Source organism: Maribacter luteocoastalis (genome assembly GCF_048890225.1).
Lineage (GTDB): Bacteria > Bacteroidota > Bacteroidia > Flavobacteriales > Flavobacteriaceae > Maribacter > Maribacter luteocoastalis.
In genome coordinates, this window is record NZ_JBMFZG010000001.1 from 257,550 (window position 1) to 274,181 (window position 16,632).

General features: G+C 38.4%; 11 protein-coding genes and 2 tRNA genes. 7 read left to right on the top strand and 6 right to left on the bottom strand.

Features of this window, described 5'->3' with window-relative positions:
- Positions 1–28 precede the first annotated feature (28 nt).
- From mutS to ACOCEA_RS01235, 6 genes are all read left to right on the top strand, one after another.
- The gene (gene mutS / locus ACOCEA_RS01210; RefSeq protein ID WP_420754368.1) at positions 29–2,611 is read left to right on the top strand and encodes a DNA mismatch repair protein MutS; all 2,583 of its coding nucleotides are present in this window, start codon (positions 29–31) and stop codon (positions 2,609–2,611) included.
- 124 nt (positions 2,612–2,735) lie between these two features.
- Positions 2,736–2,811 (top strand) — tRNA-Gly (locus ACOCEA_RS01215).
- Between the two features lie 56 nt (positions 2,812–2,867).
- Positions 2,868–2,951 (top strand) — tRNA-Leu (locus tag ACOCEA_RS01220).
- Positions 2,952–3,159: 208 nt separating this feature from the next.
- Positions 3,160–4,203, top strand: coding sequence for a LacI family DNA-binding transcriptional regulator (locus ACOCEA_RS01225; protein ID WP_420754369.1), 1,044 nt, complete (start codon positions 3,160–3,162; stop codon positions 4,201–4,203).
- Between the two features lie 17 nt (positions 4,204–4,220).
- Complete coding sequence (locus tag ACOCEA_RS01230) at positions 4,221–5,942, top strand: purine-cytosine permease family protein (protein ID WP_420754370.1); 1,722 nt, start codon at positions 4,221–4,223, stop codon at positions 5,940–5,942.
- Between the two features lie 8 nt (positions 5,943–5,950).
- Complete coding sequence (locus ACOCEA_RS01235) at positions 5,951–7,429, top strand: mannitol dehydrogenase family protein (protein ID WP_420754371.1); 1,479 nt, start codon at positions 5,951–5,953, stop codon at positions 7,427–7,429.
- A gap of 202 nt (positions 7,430–7,631) precedes the next feature.
- Here ACOCEA_RS01235 and ACOCEA_RS01240 read toward each other — a convergent pair whose 3' ends face one another.
- The 6 genes from ACOCEA_RS01240 to ACOCEA_RS01265 form a co-directional block, all read right to left on the bottom strand.
- The gene (locus tag ACOCEA_RS01240; protein ID WP_420754372.1) at positions 7,632–8,138 is read right to left on the bottom strand and encodes a hypothetical protein; all 507 of its coding nucleotides are present in this window, start codon (positions 8,136–8,138) and stop codon (positions 7,632–7,634) included.
- 139 nt (positions 8,139–8,277) lie between these two features.
- A complete protein-coding gene (locus ACOCEA_RS01245; RefSeq protein WP_420754373.1) occupies positions 8,278–10,575 on the bottom strand; it encodes a glycoside hydrolase family 3 protein in 2,298 nt (765 codons plus the stop codon).
- 11 nt (positions 10,576–10,586) lie between these two features.
- A complete protein-coding gene (locus ACOCEA_RS01250) occupies positions 10,587–12,206 on the bottom strand; it encodes a carboxylesterase/lipase family protein (protein ID WP_420754374.1) in 1,620 nt (539 codons plus the stop codon).
- Positions 12,207–12,228: 22 nt separating this feature from the next.
- The gene (locus ACOCEA_RS01255; protein WP_420754375.1) at positions 12,229–13,599 is read right to left on the bottom strand and encodes an FAD-binding protein; all 1,371 of its coding nucleotides are present in this window, start codon (positions 13,597–13,599) and stop codon (positions 12,229–12,231) included.
- A 9-nt stretch (positions 13,600–13,608) separates the two neighbouring features.
- Entirely contained in the window at positions 13,609–14,526 is a 918-nt protein-coding gene (locus ACOCEA_RS01260; protein WP_420754376.1) for a sugar phosphate isomerase/epimerase family protein, read from the bottom strand.
- A gap of 55 nt (positions 14,527–14,581) precedes the next feature.
- Positions 14,582–15,283, bottom strand: a complete 702-nt coding sequence (locus ACOCEA_RS01265; RefSeq protein ID WP_420754377.1) for an NUDIX hydrolase — start codon at positions 15,281–15,283, stop codon at positions 14,582–14,584.
- A 329-nt stretch (positions 15,284–15,612) separates the two neighbouring features.
- On the opposite strand from ACOCEA_RS01265, the gene ACOCEA_RS01270 reads away from it, so the two are divergent.
- The gene (locus ACOCEA_RS01270; RefSeq protein WP_420754378.1) at positions 15,613–16,614 is read left to right on the top strand and encodes a Gfo/Idh/MocA family protein; all 1,002 of its coding nucleotides are present in this window, start codon (positions 15,613–15,615) and stop codon (positions 16,612–16,614) included.
- The last annotated feature ends 18 nt before the right edge of the window (positions 16,615–16,632 follow it).

Consider the following 16,632-nt stretch of genomic DNA (forward strand, 5'->3'; position numbering starts at 1 on the left):
AGCAAAAACAAAAAAGGTTACCCCTTTAATGAAACAGTACAATACCATCAAGACCAAATATCCTGATGCGCTATTGCTTTTTCGAGTTGGTGATTTTTACGAAACCTTTGGTGAAGATGCCGTAAAGGCCTCTAAAATTTTGGGTATCATCCTTACACATCGCAACAATGGTGGGGACCGCACAGAACTGGCAGGATTTCCACATCACTCCCTCAATACCTATTTACCAAAATTGGTTAAAGCCGGCCAACGTGTTGCCATATGTGACCAGTTGGAAGACCCTAAAATGACCAAGACTATTGTTAAGCGTGGTGTTACAGAATTGGTTACCCCTGGGGTTGCCATGAACGATGATATTCTAAATGCCAAAAGCAATAATTTTTTATGTGCCATTCACTTTGGAAGAAAATTACTGGGAATTTCCTTTGTTGATATCTCAACTGGGGAATTTTTAACCTCAGAAGGAACAGAGGAACAAATAGATAAGCTGCTCCAAAACTTTTCCCCAAATGAGGTTTTGGTACCCAAAACGCATAAAAAGGAATTTACCGAACTTTTTGGCAACCAGTTTCATGCTTTTTTTATGGAAGACTGGGTGTTTCAGGAAGATTATGCCTTGGATACACTTAACAATCACTTTAAAACAAAGACATTAAAAGGCTTTGGTGTTGACCATCTCAACCATGGCATTATAGCATCTGGAGTGGTGCTGCATTATTTATCTGAAACACAGCATCGACAACTACAACATATCAGTACCTTAAAACGTATTGCAGAAGAAGAATATATTTGGATGGACCGCTTTACCATTCGAAACCTGGAGCTTTACCATTCACCACATCAAAATGCGGTGACGCTTTTAGATATTATAGACAAGACCATTTCGCCTATGGGTGGCAGAATGCTAAAAAGATGGTTGGCACTTCCGCTTAAAAATATTGATAAAATAAAGAGGCGACACCAAGTTGTTTCCCATTTGGTAAATGAAGAAAACAATTTACACAAGCTACAGCAATCCATAAAGCAGATGGGCGACTTGGAACGTTTGATTTCCAAAGTTGCCACAGGCAAGATAAATCCTAAAGAAGTTGTTCAGCTTAAAAACTCCCTAGAGGCCATTGTCCCCATAAAACAACTCACATCCCAAAGTAAAAGTGAGGCATTACAATTTATTGCAGACCAATTGCACACTTGTGAAATGCTGAGAAATAGGGTAAAGGAAATGCTTAACGAGGAGGCTCCTGTAAATATGCTTAAGGGCAAAACTATTGCCGATGGCTATTCTCCTGAATTGGATGAATTAAGAAATCTTGCTTTCTCAGGTAAGGACTATCTTGATAAGATGCTTAAAAGAGAAACAGAGCAAACTGGTATAACCTCATTAAAAATAGCATCGAATAATGTTTTTGGCTATTATATAGAAGTTAGAAATACACATAAGGACAAAGTACCAGAAGAGTGGACACGCAAACAAACCTTGGTAAACGCAGAACGATACATAACTGAAGAACTTAAGGAATACGAGGCCAAAATTTTAGGTGCAGAAGAACGGATACAAAGCCTAGAACAACAGATTTTCTCACAATTGGTAGTTTGGATGCAGGAATATATCAATCCCGTTCAAAACAACGCCCAACAAATTTCCCAACTAGACTGTCTATGTGGGTTTGCCCAACTAGCAAAAGAAAATAATTATGTAGAACCAATAATCAACGATTCTACGGATATTGATATTAAAAACGGAAGGCATCCAGTAATTGAAAAACAATTGCCTTTAGGCGAAGCCTATATTGCCAATAATGTTCTTTTAAACCGAGAGGAACAACAAATCATAATGATTACAGGGCCAAATATGAGTGGAAAATCGGCCATACTTAGGCAAACTGCCTTAATAGTGCTGCTTGCCCAAATGGGATGTTTTGTTCCCGCAGAGGCTGCTAGATTGGGATTTGTAGACAAGATTTTTACCCGGGTTGGGGCCAGTGACAATATCTCTATGGGAGAATCTACATTTATGGTAGAAATGAACGAGACAGCCTCTATCTTAAATAACCTTAGCGAACGTAGCTTGGTCTTGTTAGATGAAATAGGACGGGGCACAAGCACCTATGATGGTATTTCCATAGCCTGGTCTATTTCTGAATATCTTCATGAGCATCCTGCAAGGGCAAAGACCCTATTTGCTACCCATTACCATGAGCTAAATGAAATGGCCAATACCTTTGATAGAATAAGAAATTATAATGTCTCTGTAAAGGAGCTCAAGGACAATGTCCTATTTCTTCGTAAACTAACACCTGGTGGCAGCGAACATAGTTTTGGGATACATGTTGCAAAAATGGCCGGTATGCCGCAACAAGTCATTCACAAGGCAAACAAAATATTAAAGAAGTTAGAAAAATCACATTCCAGTGAAGAACTTACAGATAAGTTGCAATCTGCGCAAGATGAGATGCAATTAAGCTTTTTTAACCTAGATGACCCTTTGTTGGAACAAATAAAAGAAGAAATCATTCATTTGGACATTAACACCTTGACACCCGTAGAAGCGCTGATGAAATTGAATGAAATTAAGCGAATGCTCTCAAAAAAGAACAAGGCAACTTCTTAAATGTATCTAGACTTCAAGCCCTTACCAACAGAATTGGTTTTTAATTAAAAAATTGCTTTGCATTTTATAGAATTATATTAAATTTGCATCCGCATCTGTAAGGAGATGCACGTTCTTTTAACTTGCGAAAATAGCTCAGTTGGTAGAGCGCCACCTTGCCAAGGTGGAGGTCGCGGGTTCGAATCCCGTTTTTCGCTCCAAAAAAGACGCTGGCTACAGCGTTTTTTTATTAAGATACCTGTCGATAGGTATTTAAGCTCGAGTGGTGGAATTGGTAGACACGTTGGACTTAAAATCCAATGGACATTAGTCCGTATGGGTTCAAGTCCCATCTCGAGTACAAACAACCCCTATAACATTAATGTTTTAGGGGTTTTTTTGTGTCAAATTTTGGATGGGCGCACAATCAAATTACCCAAATTCCAACTACAACCACTCATTTCTAACAGATGCCAATCCCACAAAACCCAAAACATAATTTAAGATGGATAAGCTTAAAAAACATTTTTTTGTTTAAACGTTTAAATAACCTATTTTAGTGAACTTTCATGAAAAAGGTCAAGAAAACAAACCTAAGGGATATTGCAAACGAGGCAGGTGTTTCAACTGCCTTGGTTTCCTACATTTTAAATGACCGTCATACCAATCGCATCAATGCCCAAACTGCCCAAAAAGTCAAGTCAATTGCTAAAAAATTAAACTATACCCCTGACTTTTTTGCCAAAGGATTGAAGTCCCAAAAAACCAAAACTATTGGTTTAATTATACCCGACCTTACGCATCCTTCTTTTATACATCTTGCCAAGAACATAGAACATGAATTGGCCAATCATGGCTATTTATTATTAATCGGAAGTTCCGATGAAAGAACTGAAAAACAGGAATTCCTTCTAAATTCCTTTATAGAAAGAAAAGTAGATGGGCTTGTTATTCTACCCCTTGATGGTTCCAAAAAATTAATTGAACAAGTTCATAATGGGGATATTCCCTATGTCCTCACCGACCGTTATTTTCCTGAAAGCTCTTTTAACTATGTAACTACGGACAATCATTTTGGCATGATGGCCTTGACTTCACATACCTTGAAAAAAGGAAATGACAACATAGCTTTGCTAACCATTAAATCCCCAATGCACCATTTTGCTATGCGGAAAGAAGGTTTTTTGGACGCATGTAAAGCGTTTCCATTAAAAGAACCTCCGAAAATAATTGCGTTTAACGCGGAATCCAGCTATGAAGAATTTGAATCTGCATTGGACCACATACTCAATGGTTCAGACCCCGTGAAAGCATTGGTCTGCGCCACGGATTTCTTGGCTATGAATACAGTAAAATATTTACTGAAACACCACAAAAAAGTTCCTGATGATTTGGATCTGGTAACATTTGATTATGCTCCTTATTTTTCCATTTTTCCATTTCCAATTTTATATTATGAGCAACCACTTGCCAAGATTAGCAAAAAAATGGTGACCTATCTTATTGGAAGAATTCAAAACCATACTAAAACCAATATCATGAAATTTATCAAAGGGGAGATTAGAAATACTAGTACATCACATCCACCCCATAAAATGAAACTAATTAATTGACCTAAAATCCATACCAAATGAAAGAAACAACCAACTTTTCAACTTTGGAGAAAATGCAGGAGGAACAGTTACCAGTTCCAAATCACAAACTCCATCACTGGACCCACTTTGCTGGGCTATATGCGGCAGAACATGTTGCGGCAACAGAATTTGTTATTGGCGCCACCTTTGTTGCATTGGGAGCCAAAACAATGGATATTATCATTGGATTGCTCATAGGAAATATTTTGGCAGTCCTTAGTTGGACACTGATTACCTCACCAATTGCTGTTGAAACACGTCTTAGTCTTTATACCTACCTTAAAAAGATTGCGGGAAAAAAAATGTCCTACTTATACGATTGGGCAAACGTTCTTATTTTCACCGTCATCTCTGGTGCAATGATAACCGTTTCGGCTACTGCGGTACGATTTGCTTTCAATATTCCGGCACAATTAGATTGGTACCCAACTAATGTTTGGTTCGTTCTCATTGTCGTCATAGTTGGCCTTGTGGCGGTTTTGGTCGCCATGTATGGTTTTAATGCTGTCACAGAATTTTCTGGTATATGTGCCCCTTGGCTCTTTGTTATGTTTACCAGTGGTGCTTTGGTCCTTCTCCCTGCTTTGACCTTATCTGTTATTGGCAAAACCGTACCTGAGAATTGGTCGGACTTTATTAGTATAGGAAATCAATCCATTTGGACCGGTGTCAATAGTGAAGGAAAACCCGGTATCGGCTTAGTAGAAGTAATAGGTTTCGGATGGGCAGCAAATACCATTACCCATTTTGGATTAATAGATATGGCCCTAATAAGATTCGCCAAAAAGAAAATCTATGGTCTAGCGACCAGTACTGGAATGCTTTTTGGGCACTATATCGCTTGGATAGCTGCGGGAATTATGGGAGCCGGAGCTGCCGTAATTCTAGGAAAAACGATTGTGGAACTTGACCCAGGAGATGTTGCCTATTATGCTTTGGGTTGGTCGGGTTTTGTAATAGTTATTGTTGCTGGATGGACTACCGCCATAACGAATCTCTATAGAGCCGGCTTGGCAGCGCAAGCAATATTTTCCAGTTTTTCAAGAAAGCGCACTACCTTTTTGGTGGGCCTGGCAATGGTAGTTATAGCGTGCTTCCCATTTGTCTTTTCCCAAATTCTACCCTTATTGACCTATGCGGGATTGTTGGTTGTGCCTGTAGGCGCTATCGTCTTTGCAGAACATCAAATTTTCCCTAGGATTGGTTATACAAGATATTGGTCCAAATTTCAGGATTACACCCACAGTAGTCCGGCCATTGCTTCTTGGGGATTAGGTTTGGTATTTGGTTTTGGGCTTAATTATCTGGATGTGATGTCATTTTACTATTTATTTATCCCTACATGGTTTTTTACCATCATTGTTTATACCCTTTTGGCAGGAAAGTATGGAGCAAAAAAATCCTATCCAGATGAAGAAGCCAAAGAAGAAGAGTTCAATAAATTAGTTCTAGATTACCATGAAAAACAAGGAAAAGATGAACCTCAAGTATCCGAAGACCACACCATATTTTCAAAAATACTAAAAGCCATGGCAGTAATTGCTTTAGGAATTACACTACTATTGGCAGGAATGGTCTTGTTTGGAAGTGCAGATGAAAGCGACTATGTTGCCAATCGGGAGACCTTTTATTTTTATGGTTTTATCTGTACGGTCATTTACTTTGTGACCGCCTATTGGGCCATGCACAGAGCGAAATCTATAAATTCTATCTCATAAATATTGATATGCTATTGAATCTAACAAACCTTGAAACATTAAGTAACGGTATAGCTACCCCCTCCTATGATAAAGCGAAAATAAACATAGGAATAGTCCATATTGGTGTTGGTGGATTTCATCGCTCACACGAAGCCTATTACCTACACCAGTTAATGGAAAAAAACGAAGGGCTAGATTGGGGAATCTGTGGAGTGGGGTTAAGAGAGGCTGATAGAAAAATAGCTGAAGTACTAAAAGCTCAACAAGGGCTATATACCCTAGTAACACAAAATCCAGATAATTCAGAAAAAGTAGAAGTTATAGGTTCCCTTCAAGAATTTATATTGGCGGTTAACAGCCCCAACTTGGTCATCGATAAAATGGCCCATGCAGATATTAAGATTGTTTCCCTCACCATTACGGAAGGGGGCTATAACTTTAATATGAATACTGGGGAATTTAATTTTGAAAATCCTGATATTCAATACGATTTGGCCAACCCTGACAATCCTAGAACAGTGTATGGCTTTTTGATTGCAGCTTTAAGGAAAAGAAAAGACAATGCCATTTTGCCCTTCACCATATTGTCCTGTGACAATATCCAACATAATGGTGATGTGGCAAAGAAAATGGTTTTGGCATTTGCCCAAAAGTTGGATGCTGAGTTAGCCGATTGGATAGAGGATAAAGTAACATTTCCTAATTCAATGGTAGATAGAATTACCCCCATTACAACACCAGAGATAATAGAAAATCTTAAAACTAAGCACCTATTAAATGATGGTTGGCCTGTAGTCTGCGAACCATTTATTCAATGGGTGGTAGAGGATAATTTTTGCAATGGCAGACCTCCCCTGGAAAAAGTAGGTGTTCAGTTTGTACACGATGTAACACCCTATGAAAAAATGAAGATTAGGCTACTAAATGCCGGGCATTCCGTACTGGGTATCACAGGAGCCATTCTCGGATATCAAACCATACATGCCTGTATGGCCGATAACGATTTATCTTGCCTTATGAGGAAATATATGGATAAGGAAGTTACACCTATATTGGACAGGTTAGAAGGTATAGATTTAGACGCCTATAAAGAAAGCCTTGAAGAAAGATTCTCCAATCCTAATATCAAGGATAGTGTTTCTAGGATATGCTCTGAAAGCGCTGCAAAATTGCCGAAATTTTTGATTCCAACGTTAAAAGAAAACCTTGATCAAGGTGGAAGTATCCAATATGCCACCTTTATTTTAGCAGCGTGGTGTTATTACTCGGACAAAGAAACCAATGAACTAGGGCAAACTATTGAAATAATAGATGAACAGAGAGACAAACTTCATGAAGTGGCAAAAAAAACAGAAAAGAAATGGTCAGCATTCCTTAAACAACCTGAAATTTTTGGAAACCTCATTGAGAATAAGCGATTTATGATCAGTTATAAGCAAATGATTCGGACAATATATTCTGGAGAATCCATTAAAACAATTCTGAAAGAGTTGGTAAAGTTATGAATCTAAATCTACTCGTTTTAAAGTTAGAAATAAAGATTGGAACTCTTCAATATTCAAAGTAATAAACATATGATTTCCTAGGTTTATTTGGGCATCATGTGATACTAGATTGATCTCCAACCTTAAATATAAAGTAAAAAAGCCAAGACAAATGTCTTGGCTTTTTTACTTTATATAAATTCCGTTTTTGCTTTCTACTATTTTAAATGAACAAAATAATAATGGTCAATACAATACCAGCCAATGAAAAGTAAATACCCTTCTTAAAAACAGAGGTCTTAGGCAAAAACATCCAAAAAGCAGAAACCACAAAGAACAATAACGAAATTCCAAAGAAAATGTTCAACCAATAAATAGGACTATCGGTCGTGGCCTTATGCAAATGTTCCATTTTCTGTAAAACAACCGGCAGTTCTTTCTTCTGCACAATAGCCAGCCCTGTTTTGGTATTATAAGTACTTTGTCCAAAATAGATAACATCCCCTTCTGTCTTATCAACATTTACCCGCATTCTTAATTGAGGCCCCAACTGATCACCACTCAAATTAGGTTCCAGTTGCCTTTCTACGATAACTTCTTTTTTTAAGAAATCGGTATTTCTAAAAATCATGATGATTCCGCTAATGGCGTATATGGCCATAATACCTGCTAAGAAAAAGCCTAAGTAACGGTGAATTATTCTCATGTACAATCCAGTGGTCATTTTCATTTGATTACTATTTAATGGTTATTATTTGTTTTAATTAAGCTTAGACTAAAAAAATCTTAAAGGGTTTAATGGATATGTACAGATTTATTAAAAATAAAACGCCCCCAAGTTTAAACTTGGGGGCGTTTTAAATAATGTATTATTTATATTTTGATACTCTTTCATCATTGATGACCCCTTTCCAATTTAATCCGAAAGCAAAATCATATGAATTCCCGTCAGTATCTACAAAGGCCTTCATATCCCTTGGCACATCCTCAAATTGTAATTCTACCGTATTCATATCGGCAGGCATTTGAAATGGTAATAAGCCCGAAGGTTCAATAGCACCGGAAATCACTTCCATCAATGCTTGGTCTTGCACGCCCATATGCACAAGAATTGCCGTTGTACTTTTTTCTATTTCCGAGAAAACCATTGGCTTAGCAACTTGTACGGAAACTATAACAGGCTTATCACCCATTTTAGCTTTTGTGTCATTTACCAAATCCATATCGGTAACATTGTTTGTTGTAACAGATTTCCCCTTATAGGAACGATTGGTGAAATCTTCTAACGGACTTCCTCCTGCTAAACTCACCTCTCTTGCATCATCTGCCTTATAAGGACCATATTGCAAACTAATGGGTACATACCCATTTCCACCCTTTTCCAAATCTGCCCTATCATATCCTACGCCACCATCTGGGCTCTTAATACCTACTAATGCAAAATCTGCTTCCTCAGGTGTTTCCACTACTTCAAAGTACTTGGCAACCACCTCCATATTAAAGGCATCAATTGTTTTTTCGGGCGTAACGATACCCCACCAATTTACACTTGGCGCAACATACCGTTGTGGTACGTAAACTTTCTTTAAAGTTGCCATAGGAAGTGTGTTATTTTGATTTTTAAGCATCACAATAGAACGCAACTGGGCCTCATAACCAGCTTTCATGAAGTCACTATTGCCTACAATAGTTTTCGTTTCCTCCACATCTAAATACGGGTTCTCAAAAAGCCCTACCCTAAAAATATTTGTTAATAGACGAACCGCTGAAGCCTCAAACCGTTTCCTCATATATTCCTCTCCATGTTCAGCAATGCCCATTTCATATGCTTCAACAACTGGCCCCATAGCGTTATTTCCACCAAACTGATCTACTCCTGCAACTATTGCCTTATAATGACGTTCCGCTTCGGTCATGGTTTCAACGCCCCAGCTTTTACCTTCAAACTTATCAATTGCACTCACATCCCTGGTAATTCCCCAGTCTGTACATATTACACCTTCGTAACCATATTCTCCCCTTAATAGGTCTGTCAACAAATATTTATTAAAACCATTGCCTACCGCTTCCCCTTCACCTATAGAAATCGTATAGTAAGGCATTATTGCTGAAGCCATTTTTGTAGGTCCTTCTAATTTAAAGGCGCCTTCCGTAAAAGGCTGTAGGTGATCTTTTAAATTCTTGCCTGGATAAACGGCATAAGCACCGTAACCAAAATGTCCGTCACGGCCACCTTCCTCTGGGCCACCACCAGGCCAATGTTTCACCATAGCATTTACACTTTGCATACCCCAATCACCATTGTTGGTAGACTGAAAACCATCTACATAAGCCCTTGCCATATCGGTTGCCAAATCTGGGTCTTCACCCATAGTACCATCAAAACGGCTCCACCTGGGCTCCGTTCCTAGATCTATTTGGGGAGAAAGGGCTGTAGCAATACCCAAGGCCCTATATTCCTGTGAGCCAATTTCTCCAAATTGTTTCATTAAAGAAGGATCAAATGAAGCTGCGATTCCTAAAGTTCCCGGCCACATGGAAATGGCACCACCTGCACCGGCATTAAATTCCGCATAGGAATCACTTCCATGCCTTGGATCTGAACTTGTATTAACAGGAATTCCTAAATAAAGTCCTTCTGCAAATGCCTGTGCATTGTTGTTCCATTGTGCTGCCATAGCAGGACTTTCTACGGAGGTAATCAATACATGTCTTAAATGATCTTGGTCCAAAAATTTCTTTTGTTCATCTGAAAGATCACTTGCCACTGCCCCACTTTCCCCAAATGGTTTACCTCCATAATTAGAAGAACCAAAGCCACGGCTAGCACCTGGTATAGATTGGTGTGAACTATACAGCATTAATCCAGCAATATCCTCTAAACTCATCTTTGAGGCAAGATCTTTGGCACGCTCTTCAACAGGCAACCTCCAATCCTCATACGCATCCAGACTTCCGTTTTTATTAAGGTCTTTAAATGCATAGCGATCTTTATTGACAATCTTGATTCCTGATTGGGGCGAATATCCTAAAGTTGCCCCATTTTGGTTCTTCACTATGGTTACGCCATCTTTGGCTTCACTAGTGAATTTTTCACCACAACTACTTAGAATGGCTCCGCAGAGTACCACGGAAAAAATATTGATATATAGCTTTGTACTTATCATTTGTTTAAATTTTAATTACCAGCAACAATGCTAAATAATTCCGCGTCCAATTGAGGTTTTACTTCACAATTGATGTCAAAATGCATCGTTGCCGTATTGTTTTTATCGTATGCGGGCCATTCTGGAAGATTTTCAGCATTTGGATTTCCAGTTTTGGCAAAGTTTATCCATGCCGAACTCATTTTATCGGCAAGTTCATGAGCTTCACGCCCTCCGCCGGTCATTTGATTTGCCAAGGCTACATTATCAAATACAAACGGAAGTTCCATACAATGCAAAGATTTATACTTACCATCAAAAACAGGTGACTGCCATGTAAATAGATACATATATACATCGGCACCGCCTTCAAGCCCAGATTTCACATTGGCCTGTGCTACAGCTCCCGGACGGAACATAGTATCCACATCCAAAAGATCTTTAGGATCGGTATCGTTTGGATATGCCTTTTTCACCGCAGCAATATAATCATCGGCCTTATCTTTGTACTGTGTCTTGATATGTTCCATGATATCTTCCTCTGAAGCATTTAAGAACCGCATATTGGCAAAAGGGGCAAATTCGTTCTTTACGGTTCCGATCATCAATGGGATATCCTTGGATAGTTGCAAGGCTTCATCGGAATTTACCTGATATGGCAAATCTACACCATCTCGACTAGGTCCCCAATTCAATCCAAAACCCATCACTGGTTTACCAGCCTCCTTCATTCTTTGAGCCACGACCTGTAGGGCCTTGGAACTGGCATCAGCCAAAACTTGAAATGGTATCTTTTGTATACTGTCGATATTGGAAGTATCCAATCCTAAAATGGATATGGTTTCAGAAGCTATTGCTTGTGTATCCTCCTTCTCTAAAATACCACTTCGCATCGCACCACTTTGATTTATGGCTTTATGAAAAAGACCTTTGGCCTTTGGCATGGCCATAAGGGTGTTGACTTTTGCTCCCCCACCTGATTGACCAAAAATGGTGACATTTTCAGGGTCACCACCAAAATTCGATATATTCTCTTTTACCCATTCCAATGCCATTACCATATCCAGAATACTATTATTGGCGGAATGCGTGTACTTTTCCCCGTAAGACGATAAATCCAAGAAGCCCAATACATTCAATCGATGATTGATGGAAACTACCACGACATCTCCTTTTTTGCTAAGATTCTCACCGTCATAAGAGGGTAGCTCGTGACTCGAACCAGCAGTAAAACCACCGCCATGAATCCAAAATAGAACAGGTCTTTTTTTAGTGTCGGACGCCTCTGGCGTCCAAACGTTAAGACTTAAACAATCCTCATTTGGAAATCCCCAGTCATGATCAAAAACAAATTCAGATTCGTCCTGTATGGAAGTAGTTGGTGTTAATAAAGGTGCCACTGGGCCAAACATTGTAGTGCTTTTCACACCCTCCCATACAGCGGGTTTTTCAGCTGCCTCAAAACGTTTTGCCTGTGCATAGGGAATGCCTTTAAACGTATGGATGTCATTATGAATATACCCACGAATTTGGCCATATTCCGTTGCCGTCACCGGCACTTCAGATCCAGTAAGAACAACATCCTGTGCCATCCCGATAATGCTCCCTGTCATAAAGACTAGAACAATCAATAATTGAATATAATTCTTCATTTGTTTGATTATTTAATGTTTTTTATGCGTTATAAATATTTTGGTCTAAATAGTCGTTCTTGAATTTGCCCATAGGGTCCAACCTTTTTGCCAATGAAAGAAACTCCACATATTTTGAATAACGAGAATGCAAAATCGTTGGGTCTATTGCAAATACTTTTCCCCAATGAGGTCTGTAGTTAAAAGGTTCAAGTACTTTTTCAATGATTTTGACCAGAGCACCAACTTCTTCAGGATGTTGTTCCCAGGTAAAATGAATGGCAACACAATCTTGTTGATAACAAGGACTCATCCATAAATTATCTGCTGCTATCGTCCGTATTTCGGTAATCATTAATTGGGTCTTTATCTGTTTGCCTATTTTTTCTAACGCTAGAATGGCATCCAACGCTTTTTCACGCGGAATAAAGAACTCTGATTGTAATTCTTTGCCACTGCTTGGGGTAAAGCCCATTTTAAAATGTGGCAGACGGTCATACCAAGGTCCAGGAACACCCATTTGTGCCGTACAATTCTCTGCAGACAGTTCGGTAATTGGATGTAAATCCCTTGTGGCAGCGGTGGCGCCATAATAATCGCTCCCTAAATCCTTCACCTCTTGATCCACCCTTCTTTTAACCCATACTTGACTTATGTTCTGATTTTGCCAATCAGTAAACAGACTTACACTATAACCACCTGAAAGGATAGCGTCAAAATTATCCTTTAAGGATTTTAATGGTAAGTTTTGAAAAACATCCTGCCGAACATCAAAGGTCTTTTGAATATCCAAGGTCATTTTGGTTATAATACCCAATGCTCCAAGATTAACTACCGCGCCGTCAAAAGCTTCATCCCCTCTTTTTAACGTTACAATCTCACCGTTCCCATTTACCAATTCAATAGCCGCTACAGCGGTGGCAAGATTTCCATTTGTCACCCCCGATCCATGTGTTGCGGTTGCACAAGCACCAGCAACGGATATATGGGGCAAGGATGCTAGATTATGAAGTGCATACCCCTTTTCATGTAGTTCATTTGCAAAATCGCCATATTTTGAACCAGCACCCACCGTAACAGTCATATTCATCTCATCCAATGCGACAATGCCATTCAAATTTTTAGTGGAAATTTGGTTCAGGGGACTATCTGCAATATTATTGAAACAATGCTTTGACCCTAGCGCCTTTTGAGCATCTAATTCCCGAACGAGCTTTTGAACCTCCTCAGTGGTTTCCGGTTCATATAAATTCTTGGCTTTATAGGTATAATTACCAGCCCAATTCTTACGAAGGGGTTCCTGTGGTAAATCCTCAATTATCTTTTTTTTGTCCGATTTACAGGACATCAATGGATTTATAACAGTAACTGCCGCAAATGCGGCAGTTGTTTTTATGAAAGTCTTTCTTTTCATAATAAAACCTTATTTAAAACCTATTTCCTTTAGTCCCTCATGACTAATGTTGATGGCATCCAACGGTTTTAAACCATCAAAGGTCATATCCTGTTCTACCATATAATACAGCATTCCAGATTGCTCCTTTTTAGCCAAAATTCGCTTAAAATCAATTGTACCCTGTCCTACAGGTGCAAACCTACCTTGGTCATCCATATCCTTTACATGCCAAATCTTAAATCTTCCTGGATACTTTTCAAAATAGGCTACTGGATCTGCTTCTGCCTTAGTAACCCAATATAGGTCCATTTGAAAATTCACCAACTCCGGATTGCAATTTTCCAATAGATAATCAATGATAACTACGCCATTATCATTCGCCTTAAATTCAAAATCGTGATTATGGTATAATAGTTTTAAACCTGCTTTATTTGCCTTTTCACCTAGGGTGTCCAAGATATTGGCCAAATCTTGGGCCGTACCCGTCATATTCATGGTTCTATCTTCCATGTTAAATGTAAACATACCCATTGGGGGTACAGGTATTACAAAATATTCAAAACCGGCTGCCTTAACATCGGCCATCATACTATCAGCATTTTCCATGGTTACCGAACCTTGATGTGTACTTACTGGATTAAGACCAATTTCATCTAAGTAAGCCTTAAAATCTGCTGGTTCCATATTGTAAAATTTTCCATCTGCATATCCGGCTGCCTCTATATTCTGGTAACCTGCATTTGCTACGGCCTTTAGTGTCGTTTTAGCATCTGTGCCCATATCATCACGTAGCGTATACAGGGCCAATCCTCCAAAATTTTCTGTTTTTTCCTCTACCGCTGCATCAATATCGGTAGTTACTTCCTTTTTTCCAGCGTTCTCTTTACATGAGAAAAAGAGGCCTATAGTAAAAATAAGGGTTAGTTTAAAAATTGTTGTTTTCATCTTTGTTGTTGTTTTAAAAGTTAATTATCGGTAATTCTAAAATTTTAATTTAATACTATTGTTTAAAGCTATATAAATAAGGGGCCTTATGCGCCTTACCTTGATAAAGTTTTTCATGTCTATCTAAAACATTCAATGACAGCATTTTACGCTGAAAAGTGGTTCGTCTTAAATCCTCGCCTAAAATAGCCTCATATACCTGTTGTAAATGCTTCATGGTAAATTTTGAAGGTAATAGATTCATGCCAACAATTTTTCTGTCCAGGTTCTTCCGCAATACTTCCAATGCTTTTTCCACAATTTCTTTATGGTCCATCATCAAAGGAGGCAATTCATCCACTGCATACCAATTAATACTATCTGATAACTCATCTGGCACCGGCGTAACTTTGTCATAATTTATTAAGGCATAATATGCAACCGTTATAAACCTATCTAACATCCACCTGTTTTTCCCTGTATCTAGCCTATTCCCTTCCAAAATATGTTTCATTGCATTGCCATCATATCTTTCCATTTCGCCGAAAGTGTAAAACTGCTCTAAAAACACATTTTTAAGGCCTGTTCTTTTTGTTAGGCCTTCTTTGGCTGCCTCATTTAAACTTTGATTTCGTTTTACGAAACCACCAGGTAATGCAAACAAACCTGTGTTATGATATTCCAACACTAAAATTTTAAGTAGCTTACCATTAAATCCAAAAATTACAGAGTCATAGGACAAATGATGAATAAACTCCTCATTTTTCAGGTTTTCCATTTAGTATATTATAATATTTAGCCAGAACAATGCACAAATAAACCAAAAAACAAACGATTATTGTAATATTTTGAGACAATAATTACAGATAATTTACTCAAATCTCAAAATCTGATTTTTTTACCTAAATTCACCAAACTATCAACACCAATAAAAAGAGCAATCAATACTAATTGTTTATTTTAGATAGTAGCCTACTTTTTTCGGTATAGTAAAAATGAGAAAGGAACATCCATAAAAAAGCCTATTGACATAAACATGTTGTCAGACGCTATTGATCAAAATGACATTTTAGGGTTAACAAAGAAATAAAGTAGGATATCGTTCTAATGGAAAAAGTAGTGAATAGTCATATGGCAAAAGAGATTAAATGGGGCATCATTGGCTGCGGCGATGTTGCCGAAATAAAAAGTGGTCCTGCCTTTCAAATAACGCCTAACTCTTCTCTAGTATCCGTTATGCGTCGCGATTTAGACAAAGCAAAAGACTTTGCATTACGCCATGGTGTACCAAATTGGTCCAATAACGCAAATGACCTATTAAACAACACCGAAATTAATGCTATATACATTGCCACGCCACCTTCCACTCATTTAGATTATACATTGATGGCTATTTCAGCGGGCAAACATGTTTATTTAGAAAAACCTATGGCCATGACCACAAAGGAGGCCGGAACCATTTTGCAATGTCTAGAAAATTCAAACTCTAAGTTGACCGTTGCCCATTATCGTAGAAAAGTACCCGCCTTTGTAAAAATAAAAGAGTTACTAGATCAACATAGCATTGGTACTATTCGCTATGTAGACCTTCAAATTTTGCAACCGAGAAAATCAGGCTTGATAGCCGAATCTGAAGAAAATTGGCGATTGAATCCCGCTATTTCTGGAGGTGGCTATTTTTATGATATCGCACCACACCAGATAGATTTAATGTACCACTATTTTGGGGCTATTGCGCATTGTAACGGACACTCCTTTCCCACAGGGCAAAGGTCAAAGGTTCAAGACATTGTTAATGGCATCATAGCTTTTAAAAATGGAATTCAATTCCATGGGGTATGGAATTTTATTGCATCTGACCTTTATAGAAAAGAAGAATGTATTATTTACGGTGATAAGGGTAAAATAACATTTTCCTTTTATGGTGATACCATAACGTTGACAACAGAATTGGGGAGTGAAATTTTCGAATTCACCAATCCAAAACATATACAGCAGCCCATGATAGAAGCCACTGTAAACTATTTTCTTGGCAAAGTCGAAAATCCCTGTCCAGCTGAAGATGGACTTTTGGTCATGGACACTATGGAGTGCTTATGCCATAGTTAAACCTTTCCCTCCCTAATT